This is a genomic window from Streptomyces griseus, assembly GCF_001715295.1.
In the GTDB taxonomy this organism is placed as follows: domain Bacteria; phylum Actinomycetota; class Actinomycetes; order Streptomycetales; family Streptomycetaceae; genus Streptomyces; species Streptomyces griseus_G.
In genome coordinates this window covers 356,887-371,097 of the sequence record NZ_MDKB01000001.1, presented here as the reverse complement: position 1 = coordinate 371,097, position 14,211 = coordinate 356,887, and the positions used below count along the sequence as shown (strand labels likewise).

The 14,211-nt window shown below is 73.7% G+C and carries 2 protein-coding genes (1 of these 2 only partly in view); both read right to left on the bottom strand.

The features are described 5' to 3' along the window. Window positions 1-13,845, bottom strand: the 5' end (the start) of a protein-coding gene (locus BA175_RS01410) for a lonely Cys domain-containing protein (RefSeq protein WP_069169331.1). Its footprint begins 30,537 nt before the window's first position; 13,845 of the gene's 44,382 nt are visible here — the first part of the coding sequence; the start codon lies at window positions 13,843-13,845; its stop codon lies beyond the left edge, outside the window. After that, a complete protein-coding gene (locus BA175_RS01405) occupies window positions 13,846-14,211 on the bottom strand; it encodes a hypothetical protein (RefSeq protein ID WP_069169330.1) in 366 nt (121 codons plus the stop codon).

Below are 14,211 nucleotides of genomic sequence, written 5' to 3'. Positions count from 1 at the left end.
GGTCCCCGCGACGATCTGTCCCAGGGCCTCCAGCAGCGCGGCGGTGCCGCGGAAGGTGTCCACGAGGGCGCCTTCCGGCAGCCTCGTCAGGCCGGGCAGCGGGTTGCCCCGGGCGTCGACCAGGTTCAGGCGCCGCAGGTCGTCCGACGGCCCGCCGTCGGTGACGGGTTCCCGGATGACGTGTCCCGGCCGGGTGGCGGGCACGGGGCTCGTGGCGGGCGCGTGGGTGCGGTAGTGCGGTACCAGCAGCGTGACGCCGCCGGGCACGGTGTGCGGGATGGCGCCCGGCGCCAGCAGCAGTGTCCCGTCCGCGGCACCGCCGCCGTCGTCGTCCGTCCCGGCACCGTCGGCGAAGTGGATGCGCGGGTCGTCACCGGGGCCCTCGTACAGGTCCAGGCCGAGCCTGGCGGGCACCTCGAAGAGCTCGCTGCCGTTCCGGGTCGTCATGGTGAACTGGTCGAAGCCGACCGAGTCGCCGGTGTTCCCGGCGTCCACGAGCTGCCTGGTGCCCAGGTAGTCCGGAGCGACGTTCAGTCCCCAGCCGCCGTCGGCGAGGGGGGCGTTGAAGCCGCCACCGCCTCCGCCGGACCCGCTCAGCGCGGTGCCCAGGCGCCGCCCGCCGCCGGCCTCGTACGAACTCAGACCGACCTGGAGGATGTCGGGCAGCCTGCGGGTGTGCACCGAGGGCCGCGCGGTGTCCCGCGCGACGGAGAACCGCAGCTGCACCCGGCGCGTGCCCGAGACCGCGTGAGGCCGGTCGAACCAGACCGGCTCCCCGCCGTCCACGGCGTCCGACGCGGAGGTGGAGAGGCCGAACCTCGACCGCATCTGGCGGAGCCGCCGCAGGTTCTCCAGCTGGGCGACGACCAGCGGCTCGTCCAGCCGGAACGGCAGCGACCGCCGCCGGGGGTCCGCGGGCGGCAGGAACCCCTCCGCCCGCAGCCACGCCTCCGCCCGGGTGAACAGGGGGTCCGCCCCGTCGATCCTGAGAGGCGTCTCGGTGTACCCGATGCTCTCCAGGTTCTCCAGGTGTTCGGGAAGCTCCCTTACCTCCTCCGGGGTCGGCCGGTGGCCCGCCATCGCGTCCCGGCGGGCGATGCGCAGTCGCAGACCGTCGTCCCACGGCCCGAACGTGCTGGTGTCCTGGCCACCGCCGGCCCGGTGCAGCGTCATGGTGTAGGTGACCCGGGCGGGGGTGAGCAGATGGCCGGTCTTGGTGCGGATGCCGTACATGAGCGTCGCGCTACTGACGCTGTTCAGCTGGTCGTTCATCTGCCAGTTGAGGCCGGCCTTGCCCATGACGTTGCCGCCGAACGACGCCGTGGCACGCGGGTGCCCCGGGGCGTGGTCGGTGGTGAACGACGCGCCGCCCGCGGCCTCGATCCCCAGGCCGCTGGTGAGCTTCGCCGACCGGTCCACGCTGGAGGAGTGCGAGAACCAGGTCTCCAGCGTGGACTTGCCCTCGGCGCTCTTGCGCATCGGACGCCCCGGTTCGATCACCACGGTGAGTTCCAGCATCCCGACCGCGTTGCCGTCCTCGTCCAGCAGCGTCGGCGAGAACACACCGCCCGCGTGCTGGAGATGCGGGGTGCCCTGCAGCATCCGCTGGGACAGGAAGTTCTCCAGCGCCTTCCCCGAGTCCCCGTCGAGGCTCCGCAGAGAGCTGAAGTTGTCGTCCTGGAGGAGCTCGGTCAGCAGCCGGCGCGGCTCGGCGACGCTGTCACCGCCCCACAGCGGCAGGTCGTCCACGTCTCCGGGCTCGGGCAGGTCGGTGGAGTCGTCACCGTCGAAGGCGAGGTGCTCGTGGAACCAGAACGTGAGGGTGCCGTGGGACTGCTCGGGCTGCCAGGCGCCGACCGGATCCTCGCGAGGGGTGTCGACCTGGATCTGCCAGCGCCCGTCGACGTCCATCGGATGCGCGGGTTCCTCGGCCTGCTGCTTGCTCGTGACCTGGAACGTCTCGCCGACGGTGACGGACTGGGCGAGCTGGTTGTGCGTGGCGGACAGGCTGACCGTGGCGTCCCACCAGCGCAGTGCCCCTGCGGCGTCCTCCGGGAAGATCCCGCTCCACGGCACCGAACCGGTACGGACGGTGCCCGAGCTCTCCACGTGCGAGGACGACTGCGCGCCCATGGCCCGGAGTTCCACCTGCATGTCCGGCAGTGTCGGCGGGCGCTGCCCGGTGTTCCGGCCGTACTTCGCGGACTGCGCGGTGTCGGCGTAGGCGAGCCGTACGTCCACCGACCGGTCACGGCGGCCCTGGCGGAGGGTGATCCGGTATCCCTGCCGGCTGCGCAGGTACGGCCGGTTCAGCTCGATCTCCGCCGCGCTCAGCACGTCGCGGAGCTGGGCGCGCAGCTCCCGGCCCTCCGTGCCGGCCGGGTCGGCCCCGAGCGCAAGGATGATCTGCACGTGCAGGCCCTCCAGGACGGGGTCCGGGGTCGGCTCGTGGATGACGAGACCGACGTGCCCGTCGTGCCGGGTGCCGTGGGTGCGCGCGTACTCCGAGAGCTCGGGCACGGCCGGCAGCGGCGCCGGCGGGGCGGCGGGCGGCGCGGCGGGGGCGGTAGCGATCACGGACTGCGGCGACAGGCCCCCCACCTGTGCCTGGTACAGCACGTGCTCCAGCGCGCTCGCGGTCAGCGAGCGGTCCCAGCCCTGGGTCCGGGCATAGGCGCCGACGATCTGCTCCAGCGACCTCCAGGTCAGCGGCCCGATGTCCGGGTTGTACGGGTTGTCCGTCCGTAGCCGCTCCAGCGCGCCGAAGCCGCGGATCAGGTTGTGGAACTCCGACACCCGGCCCGGAGCGGTGTCGATGTCCACCCCGTGGGTCTCGCGCAACGCCCGCACCCACCGCAGCACCCGGGTGGTCCTGCGCTCCGCGTGCGCGGGCAGGCCTGCCAGGTCGGCGAGGGAGGTGAGGGTGGTGGCGCCGGGCTCCGGGCGGAACTCCCGGTACCGGAAGACGGGCCGGTCCGGGTCGTCGAACTTGATGAGCCGCGGCGGCCAGGTGCCCTCCGCCGCGCTCCACCCCTGGGTCGCCTCCGCGGTGAACACCGTACGGCCGGACATGTTCGAGGCCGACTGGGCCGGGGGCGGGGACTCCAGCCGGTCCTTCCCCGTCCGCACCTGGCCGAGCTCGCACCACAGCGCCCAGACCGGCTTGTCCGGTCGCATCCGCTGCAGGCTCTTGCGCCGGGCGAGAAGCCGGCCGAACTCCTTGTCGCCCAGCATGTGGCCGCGACCCGTGCTGCGCACCGGGACGGCCTTCATCCCCGTGCGGCCGTGTCCCACGAAGATGTACGAGTCCGCCAGCGGCCTGGGCAGCGGCCGCAGCCCGCTCTCCCGGTCACTGTCGACCCCGGGCAGTCCCTCGTACAGGTCGGTGTAGTACTGGACCGCGGATATCGGGCGCAGGCCCTCCTCCCGCATCGCCATGTCCTGCGGGTCCAGGAAGGCCCGCCCGGTCAGCTCCTGCCCGTCGGCGGTCGTCAGGGCGTACGACTCCAGGTCGTCCTCGGCGACCTGCGTGCCGTCGGCGAGGGTGACGAAGGCGCCGGGGTCGTCCGGCACCATTCCGGGGTCTGCGGGAAGCCAGGTCCCCACCGGCACCCGCCCCGGCTCGCGGTTCTCCAGGGCCGCGTACCGCCAGCTGTTGCCCTGGGCCGCCGGCTGCAGCCGGAAGGTGCCGTCGGTGTACCACACCCGCCCGTCGACGCGGTCCGCGAGCCGTCGGGCCAGCGACTCGCCGGCGTCCTCCACCAGCAGCACCACCGGGACACCCGCGGGCCGGCCGGGGTCGTGCGCCAGCAGCTCGACGAACTCCCGCTCGTCGACCTCCACCGGGGTCCCGCGGCCGTCGTCCACGACGATCCGGCCCGAGGGGGCGCGCTGCGCCACCACCGCGTGGGCCTGCCCTCGCCAGGGCAGCGGCCCCGGCCTGATCACTCCCTGCTCGTCCTGGACGCCCGTCCTGTCCAGCAGCAGGTTCAGCGGCTGACGGCCCGTCAGGTTACGCCCGACCGCCTGGCCGCCCGGACCGGTCAGTGCCGTGGACGTCGCCAGTGCTCCCGCCCGCTCCAGTTGGTACGCCGCCACGGCCGCCAGGGTCCTGGCCCGGTGACGACGCGCCGCGCTGCCGGCGATCGACAGGGCCTGGTAGACGAGGTCCGGGGTCACCGGAACCGAGGGGCCCAGGTGCAGCACGCGGCCGGTGATGCCCCACAGATCGATCGGCCCGGCGCCGAAGCGGCGGTCGCCCCGGCGTGCGGCGTCCAGCACCGCGAGCGAGTTCACCGTCTGAGGGAACGCGGGGTTGGCGGCGGCGTCCGGACCGAACACCTGCGTAAGGACGGCAGACAGCTCGTACCACTTCGCGGGCGTCATCCCGCCTGTGTCCGGCGGCGGCGCGGGAGCGTCCGTGCTCACGTCGGCCGGACGGGCCGCGTCGGCCGCACGGGCCGGGGGCGCGGTCACGGGTGCCGGGGCGTGGGGCTGCGGCACGTGGACGCCCTCCGCCTGGTCCCACAGCGCCCGGAAGCCCTCGTAGATCTCGTTCTGTTCCTGTACGGCCGCGACGGGGTTGACCGGCACCGGCTCGGCACCGTCCGGGATCTCGCCGTACAGCTGCCGCATCAGCGGGAACAGCGCCGGGAAATGCCTGCGGACCCAGTCGGGGCCGCCGTTGTGGCGCCTCAGCCCGGTGTACGCGTCCGTCCCCCGGTTCGCCCGGAAGTAGACGTTGGTGAGCTGGGCGAAGAACTCCAGCTCGTCCCGGCTCGAGTAGTTGGCCCCCGTGCGGCGCCCGTCGCCGTCCGTGCCGTGCAGCCATCCGTCGGGCCACAGGGCCCCGTCCTCGGCCTTGGTCTCCTGGAACACGTCGAGGACGAGTTGCTGCTGCTCCTCGCTGAGCCCGTACTGGTGGACGGTGTGGGCGAACTCGTGGAGGGTCGTGGAGTAGCCGTCCGCGTAGGAGGGATCGGCACCCGGCACGGAGGTGGACTCACCGAGGAGGTTCTCCTCCGTCACCCCCGCGGTGCGCAGGCCGACGCCGCGAACCTCGGCCCACGGCCGGCCGTCCCGGGTGGTCCGCCCCTCCAGGTCCCGGAACGGGTCCAGTGAGGTCATCGCCTCGCTCCGGGGCACCACCATCACGCGGGCCCCGTCCCGGAGCAGCCGCGCCGTGACGTCCGGATCACGCAGCATGCGCGCGATCTGCCGGCGCACCTCCTGGCGTGCCGAGACGGGCTGGTCCACGCCTGGCGGCACCTGCACCATCAGCTGTGCCGCCGTCTCCGCGAAGTCCGCGGCGGACAGGGTGGTCCGCAAAGCGTCCACCAGGGCCGGGTCGGAGGCCAGGCGCTCGCGTTCACCGGGCGACAGCGCGGCCAGCTCCTGCTCCCGGACGTCCTGCGCCAGGTCCGCCAGCTGCGACGCCAGCCGCCGGACCGGGTCCGAGGCCACCGCGTCGGTGGCACGCAACGCGTCGGCGAGCGTGGTGAGTTCGTCGTTCAGCCACCTCAGGTCGGCCGGTACCGCGCCGAGCGACAGCCAGGTGCGCTCGATCGCCGACAGCGCCTCGGGGTTCCGGGCCACCCCGTCCAGCAGTTCGCTGAGCCGGACGGTCAGGCCGGGTGCCGCCCCGGACGGGCGTGCCGCACGATAGGCGTCGCCCCGCAGTGCTTCGGGCCGGTCGGCCGGGAGCGCGTCGTCGTCCGGAGCGTAGGACAGCGCCCACAGCAGGTCGAAGAGGTCGCGGGCGCGCCGCTGTTCGTCGGTGGCCAGGGCCAGTGTGTAGGCGGTGTCCGCCAGCGCCTCGGTGACGTCGGGGACCAGGAAGCCGTCGGTCTCGGTGGGACGGGCGGGGCCGGTGGGGGCGTGCGGGGCGGGGCCGACGACGATCTCGGCGCCGTGCAGCACACCGGAGAGCGTGCGCCCGTCCGCGCTCAGGCGGAGGGCGTGCCGGTGCGTTCCGGGGAACTGCCTGGCGACGGCCTCGTTGATGGAGTCCGCGTACAGGGCGACATCGGCGGGGAGCTCGAACTCCAGGCGGCCGAGCGGGCGCGGGTTGTCGAACAGCACCCTGCCCCGGGCCACTCCGGCCAGGAGCACGGGGTGGCCGAGGTCCCGCATGAGCGTGCTGAACCGTCGGCCGACGTCGAGCCTGGCGTCGTCGGCGAGCGGGGCGACGGGCGAGGGGCCGGGGGTGCCGGTGGCGTCGTCGGCATCGACGGTCGCATCGGTTCCGCCGGGCCGGCTCGCGGCGGGGGCGTCACCTGCCTCGTCGTCGCCGCGCGGCATGCGGCTATCGGCGGCGCCGTCGCTGTCCGCCGGCGGGGCGGCAGGCGGCGTGGCCGGGCCGGGGAAGGTGTGGAGGGTGCCCTGCTCGGCGGAGGTGCCCGGCAGGACGGCAGGCCGCCGGGTCTGCCAGTGCGACGCCTCCTGTGCCGGATCCCCCGCCAGGACGATCACGTTCCGGCCGCTCGACGGGTCGTGGACCGGAGCACTGGGCAGCTCCGACAGGACCGTCGTCCGCGCCGTCCCCGAGCGGCTCGCGACGTACTGCGCGAGACCGGCGGGGTTGACGTGGGTGCCGATCATCAGGAGCGGCGCCGCCAGGAGGGTCTGCTGGTGGACCCGGTCGTGGCGCAGCAGCGCGGCGATCTCGCTGCCCGGTATCCACCTGCTGGAGCCGTCGGGCCACGGCATCGACACATGGCCGTTCGTGCTGTCCGCGTAGACCAGGTAGGCACTCGCCGCCGACCCCGAGGGAGTGCCCGGCCACACCGCGTCGTACGGCGTGCCGCCGCCCACCGAGCCGTCCGGCGAGACGACGTACCCCTGGGTGGCGATGTCGCCGGTGACCGGCCGGCCGGTCCAGTTGCGGCCCGTCGCCACGCCGCCGGCCATCAGGCGGGTGCCGTCGTCGAGAGCGCCGTGACGTACGAGGTCCCACGCCGCGAGATCCGCAGGGTCCGACGGGTCGAATCCGGAGACCGCCGCGCCCGCCATCAGCCACAGCAGCCGGTCACCGGCCTGGTCGGTGGTGAGGTCGGTCCCCGCGGGCAGGTGCAGGACCTTCTTCGCCAGGGTCATCGGGTCGGTGACGGCCCGCAGCGCCTCGGCTCCCTTGACCGTTCCCCAGACCAGCCGGCTCACGTCCGCCTGCGCCACCGGCCGAGTGGGCGGAAGGCGCAGCACATCGGTGGCGGAGGGGCCCAGGTCCCGTCCGGCCAGCCGCTTCAGCGCCCAGTCCAGCGACGGCATCGGCGTGTAGCCGTGCAGGGTCAGCTGCCCGGCGGCGGCCTCGTCCGCCTTCCCGGCGGCGTCGGACAGCACCCGGCGGATCTCGTCCGGGGCCGGGGCGTCGTTGCTGGTGCGCTGGTGGCGCGCGTGCACGACCAGGTGCAGGTGGTGGAGTGTGAACGGGCCCGTCACCCGCATGTGGCGGTCCGCCCGGCGCATGTTCTCCAGCGCGCCGATCCCCTGCAGCAGCGTCCGGAACGCCGGGTCCGCGTGGACGTCGGCGCCGAACGACCTGCGCAGGGCTCGTACCAGCCGCATCGTCGTGTCCAGCACGTCCGAGGGGACCGGGCCCGTTCCGGGATGCAGTCCAGCCCACCGCGCCAGGCGGGTCAGTTCGGCCGTGTCCGGTTCGGGAAGCAGCAGGCGGCGCTCGCCCGGCTCGCCCGAGGGCCCCGCCAGCACGCCCGAGGCGAGCGCCGCACCCCGCGTCAGCACGTGGACGCGGTCCACCGCCACCACACCGGCCCCGCTGCCGTTCGCCACGCCCTGCGCGTAGGACGTCACGCCCAGGACGTCGAACACGTACGGAGGCGTGCCGGCGTCCGTCACGTACGCCAGGTCCTCCGCGACGGCGTCGGCCCAGCACGCCCCCAGATCGATCACGGCCTGGCTGCCGAGCTTCCTCATACTCGGCCGGCGGCTGATGTACCGACCGGTCTCCACCCCGTCCACCTGGACCGGTGGGCGGCCGTCGGCCACCTCCACCACACCCCGCAGCGGCATTCCGTGCTGGGCGAAGTGGTAGACCGGCCGTCCGTCCTCGAGAAGCGGGACCGGGTCGCCGAGCGCCCGCTCCGTCACCGGGTCGAAATGGGAGAACTCGGAGATGTCGCCGAGCGCCTCGAGCATCGGCTCGTTCAGCACGAGGTCGGTGTCCGACATGGTGACGCGCCCGAATGAGCGGCCACCTTCGGCGATCGTCCGCGTCTTGACCGCACGGTCCGGGATCACCGTCCCGTCCAGCGCGGTCAGGAAGCCCTCGTCCGGCACCCCGTCCGGGCCGAGGTCGTCCGCGTCGCTGCCGAACCAGCCGCCCAGAGGTACCCCTTGGGACCGCTGGTTCTCGACCACGATCCGGTGCCGGCCGGACGCCGGGTCGAAGGCCAGGCCCACCTGGCCGCTGTGCGCCCAGACGCCGTCCCGGCCCGCCCGGAACGCCAGGGTCCGGGGCATGGCCAGACCCTGGTCACCGCCGTGGTCCAGCACCAGCACGACGGGCACGCCCGCCGGGAGCGCCGTCACCCCCGGGTCATGGGCCACGAGCTCCACGAACTCCTGCCACGGGATCCTCGTCCCGCCCTGGCCGCCGGGGAGCAGGACGTGGTCGTGGCCGCCCTCGGCCACCACCACGTACGCGCCCTGGTCCGCGTCCCACATCGGGTCCAGCGGTCCCTGGAACTGCCCGGCACGCCGCTGCCACACCTGCGACGCGTCCACCGCGCCCACCTGCTGCCCGGTGAGGTTCAGGCCCTGGTACGAACCGTCCGCCGACACGATGTGGCGCTCGGGGCCCAACGCCCCGTGGGCCGCGAGGTGGTAGGCACCGAGCGACGCGACACTCGACGACCAGCCGGCCGCCATGGCGTTCTCCACCAGCGCGAACAACTCGGTCCGGTGATCCGCGGTCACCTCCGCGTCCGCGGGCACATGCAGAATCCGCCGGGCCAGCGCGTGGACGTCGAAGGTACCGCCGGGTTCGTCCAGCAGCCTCAGCCGCTCCAGTTCGGCGACGGCGCCCGCGTACTGCGGTGCGACCACCTCGGCGGTCACCCGGCCCGTACCGCCGGTTCCCGTGCGCACGACGATGTCGAACGAGTCCGCCACGTCACCGGCGCCCAGCTCCACCAGGGCCTGTGTCAGGTCCTCCGAGAACAGTTCGGCGACCGCCTCGACACGGCCCCGCGCCGAGCGGCCACCGCGGCCGTACCCCGTCAGCACCACCTCGGGCGGGGTCAGCCCGGCCCGCAGGTGCGAGAGACCGGCGGCCGCCACCCGGCCCGCCAGCGCCCGTAGCTCTCGGCGCTCGTCCCCGCCCACCGAGGACGACCCCGGGCCGAACTCCACCACCACCGGCGCCAGCGCGGGTGATCCGCCCGGCAGACGCGTGGGCAGACCCAGCTCGTGCCGCACCCGGGTCGCCAGTTCCCTGCCGGAGACGGCGTCCACCCCGTGCACGGCGAGGTGCTCGGCCACCCGGCGTACGGCGTCGCGGAAGTCGCCGCGCGCGTGACGCGAGTCGGCGAGTACCGGGTGCAGCTCCAGGGGCAGCACCAGCGAGACCGCCCGCTGCCAGGCCTCGGCGGGATCCGTGCCGGCCGGGACCCCGGAGGCCCGGTCCGTGGCGAGCGCGAAGTCCTGGTAGGCGGTGCTCCAGGTGCGGCGGGCGGCGCGTGCCGCGATGGCGTCGAGCGCGTCGGTCCACGGGCCGGGCCGGGTCATCAGCAGCCGGACGTGGTCGACGGGACCGAGCCCGCTGTCCTGGACCAGTACGGAGCCGTTGAGGGCGGCCTGGAGCGCGGGGCCCTCGCCCAGCGTGATGCCGGCGGCGGTCAGAGCGGCCGGGGTGAGGCTGTCGTCGGGAGCCAGCCGGGGCGGGTCGGCGGGCAGGTCGTCGGCGGTGACCAGGGCGGCGGTGCGCCGCTGTTCGTCCTCCGTGCGGCGGACACGCGGGACGACCGAGGCCGCGGCGGCGTCGGCGGCGGCGTCCGCACCGAGGTTGCGCAGGCGGTCCCGCGCCTCGTCGAGCCGTCGCTGCGCCCTTTCGACGTCCTCCCACGTGTCCTGGAGCCTGGCGGCGTCGTCGGTGCCTCCCCGCCCGCTCTCCACCCTTTCGGTGAGTGTGCCCGCGGACCGCACGGCCCGGTCGAAGGCGCCGAGGGCGTCGCCGTGCTCCCGGCGTGCCTCCTCGATGGCGAGCTCGGCGGCGATGGCGTCGTCGACGGGAGCGTCGTCGCCGAGCGTCCGGTCGAAGGTGAGGTCGGTGAAGGTGGCGGTGCCGTCGACCGAACTCGACACGCCGAGGGTGCCCGTGCCGGGGCCGGTGGCACTGCCCTTGCCCTTGCCGGGCCCGGGACTGTCCTCGGGGGCGGTCAGGGGCGCGTCTGCGGGGGGCACCGCGACGGCCGGGAGCGGGGCGGTGGCCGGCTGTCCTTCGTCGGTGTCCGCCACGGACGGGGTGGACGCCGCGGACGCGGAGGCCCCGGCAGAGGCGGTCCGGACGGGGGTGGCCGGTGCGACCGGTGCGTCACGGTCCGGCCGGTCGGGTGCCAGCATCTGCGGCGCGCGGGCCGGGTCGTCGACACCGCTCGGGGGCCGGGTGCCGCGTGCGGAGAGCGGGTGGTCGAGGACGGTGGCATGGGCACCGATGACGTTCTCGATGGTCTCCAGATAGGGCAGCGGCACGGCGGGGGCGGGATCGGGCCGCCTGCCGGAGCCGGACGTGCCGCCGTCGCCCGGCTGCACCAGCCGGCGCAGCAGCCCCTCGGCCGCCCGGCCACGGTCCGGTACGCCCGCGTAGGCGAGCAGCTTGTGCAGCACCGCGGCGTCGTCCTGTGCCTGCCGCGCCGCCGTCTCCTCCGGCGAGGCGGCGGAATCGACGGTGTGCAGACGCCAGTGCACCTGGTCGGTGTCGTCCGGCTGAGGGCTCCGGCTCAGTTCGACGGCCTCGGAGTGACCGGGTGCCGGCGTGAGCGTGAGGTCGATGTGAAGCTGGTCGCCCGATCGCGGCAGCAGCAGACCGTTGTTCAGGTGAGTGTCGAGGAGCGTTTGCATCCGCTCCTGGAACGCGGCGAGTTCGTCCGGGGCGAAGCCCTCCCCGGTGCGGACCGGCAGGTGGAGCGAGACGTTGCTCATCCAGCGGCCGTCGTCCGCCTGGATCCGCTGGACCCACGCGCGTACGAGGGTTTCCCGGACGTCGCCGGGCGCCTCGGGGTCCGGTGCCGGGTCGAGCTGTTCGGTGCGTACGGGCACCGCCGGTGCGTCGTGGCGCCCGGCCCGCCACTGCTCGGGCCGAACCGGATCGGCGACGGGGACGGCGGGCTCCGGCATCGGCCCGGTGGAGGTGGCCGCGTCGGTGGCCGCGTCCGTCCCGGTGGAGGAGTCCGCGTCGGTGGCGCGGGCCGTGGGGTCGGCCGCTGCGTCCTGCGACGGGGCCGGTTCCCCCGTCAGGTCCGCACGGGAGGGCTGAGCGGGGGCGGACGGGGCGTCCGGCTGCGGGGTGCCGGAGGACGTACGCAGTTCCGCCGGCGCCGTCGCCGGCACCGGCCGGCCGTCGGGCGCGCTCGTGTCCGTGGACCCGCCGGGGCTCGCCACGGCCTCGTCCACCCCGCCGCCACGGGACGGCGGGGCGAGTGTCCGCTCCGTACCGTCGGACGCGTCCTCCTGGCCGTCCTGGTCCGTCCCCCGGTCCGGCAGATCGGCAGCGTCTTCCCGGTCGGCCGGGCCGCTCTGGGACGACTGCTGCGACTGGTTGCCCTGACCGGCCGTACCCTGCGCCGCGGCGGGCGGAGCCGTCTGGCTCCCGGGCGCCGTCGTGGCCGGGCCGGCCGATGTGCCCACGGGTGCCGGCGGCCCGACGGTGCCGGTTTCGGCATCGGTCACCGGCGGGGCGTCGCCCGTCCGCGGGTGCGTACCGCCCTCCACGTCCGGCTGCCCGCCGGTGGCCCGGCCCGCCGTCCCGCGTCCGGGCGACTCCTGCCCGGCGGTGTCGTCCTGGACGTCCGGGGTCCCGTCCTGACCGCCCGGCACCTCCTCCGGATCGATCGCCCCCACGTCCGTACCGTTCGCACCACCCGTGGTGCTCAGGTCAGGGGCGGTGGAGGAGCCCTTCGGCGCGGTGAGTCCCTGCGGAAGGTCACTCGGCGCGTTCGAAGAGGCGCCCGGCAGGGGGTCCGGCGCCAGATCGGGCGTGAGGTCCGGCTCCGGGTCCGGCATCAGGTCCGGCGTCGTGAGATCGGCGTCCACACCGGACGACGGCCCGGAGGTACGCCCGGACGCTCCGGACGTCAGCGGCGTGGTGTCCGGCTGGGACGAGGACGGGAGCGTGGAGGGTGAGGCGGCGGGCGGGGAGGCCGGCGACGGTGTGGGCGGGGGCAGATAGGGGACCTGCGACCCACTCGTTCCGTTGAAGCCGTTCGTACCGCTGAAGCCGTTCGTACCGTTGAAGTCGCCCGTGCCGTCGAAGCCACCCGTGCCGCCGGGGTTACCCGGTGCCCGCGTGGTGAGGTCGAAGGGTCCGGACACCGTGCCGGGGCCGCCGGTGGGCAGTGTGTTCAGCCCCGACGGAGGCGTGATCCCCGGCGGCGGCGTGTACGGAGGCATGGGTGGGGCGTCGATACCGCTGCCCACCCCGTCCGGGAGATCGGCCGAGACCGTGTTCGGAAGGGGGGTCGCCGGGCCGGGCGTGAACAGGTCACTCTTCAACGTCGACGGACCCTTGCCGTACGGACCGTCCGAAGGCGTCACGTCCGGCTTGCCGGAACCGGACGGCCCCGGGTCGCCGCCCAGCGGGCTGTCAGGGCCGGGCAGGTCGTTGATGTCGGTGAACTGGTTCTTGTTGTTGAAGTAGTTGTTGTAGATCGTGAAGGCACCGGCGCCGATGGCCAGCCCCGCACCCACGTCGAACAGGCTGCTGGTGCCGGACCCGACGAAGGTCTCCCACTTGAACTCCCACTTGTCGTAGAAGGCCCCGTTGATGATGACCTCGGCGGTGCTCTCGGCGGCACCCCCGACGACGAAGACGGTGACGGCGGCCGGCGGGCCGTTCACCAGCCCCTTGAACACCAGGCTGTTCGGGTCGAACTTGAACTTGCTGAAGACGTCCCCGAGAAGGTCCTTGAAATAGTTCTGGATCGGCTTCAGGAACTTGTCGAAGATCTCCATGAAACCGGCGGTGAGCGCGCCGAACGCGGCGGCGACCCCGACGTCCTTCCAGTCGACGCCGCCGGGCTTACGGCCACCGGTGTTCAGGCCGATCTGCGCCAGCCGGACACCCAGCGACTGGATGGCCTCCTGGATCGCCTGCCCGAGCGTCGGCGCGATGTGCGACATCCGGAGCAGCCGGTCGATGATCATGAGGATCGCCAGCTTGCTCCGGGCTCGCGCCAGGAACATCTGCGACACCGAAGCGCCGCCGGTGAACGCCATCAGTGCCGCCAGCAGCGCCAGTTCGGCGAGCAGCATGATGATCTCGGCGATGATCTCCCACTTGGATCCCTGGATCTTCTGGGAGTAGTCGACCTGACCGTTGGCGAGTTCGTCCAGCTGGTACAGCAGCTTCTGGATGGGGTCGTTGCCGCCGGGCATGTCGGTGAGCATCCGCACACTGTCGATGTACGGCTGGGCCACCTCCGGCGGCAGCGCCTCCTCCACCATCTGGATCGTCTCCCGCGCGCCGGCGCGCAGGTCGATCAGGCCCTTCTGGAGTGCAAGGTAGAGCTGACGACTTTCCCACGCCAGATTCTCCCTGGCCTGCAGGGGCATTTCGCCCAGCAGGATCCAGAGCATCGTCCGGACTTCCGGCGGGAAGTCGATCTCCTCCACTCAGTGCCTGCCGCCCCCGGCGGAGTCCCCGCCCAGCGCGTCGAGGCTCGACGCCTGCCGCCCGATCTGCTCGTGCGCGTACGCCGAAACACCCTCGATGTGTTTGCCGTTGGCCCAGACCGCCTGCCGGAGCTCCGAGAAGGCGGTGCCCACGGCCCTGATCAGGTCCAGGCAGGCCTGGTTGTTCGCCTCGAACTTCGGGAGTACTTCCAGGGCGAAGTCGTCGTTGTAGCCCGCCCAGCCCCGGTAGTTCTGGATGTCGGAGATGAAGTCGTCGGCGATCTTGTTCGTCCTCTCCGGCAACGCCTCCATCATCTCGCCACCGCGGCGTATACGGCCGGGGTCAGCGGTGAACTTACCTGCCAT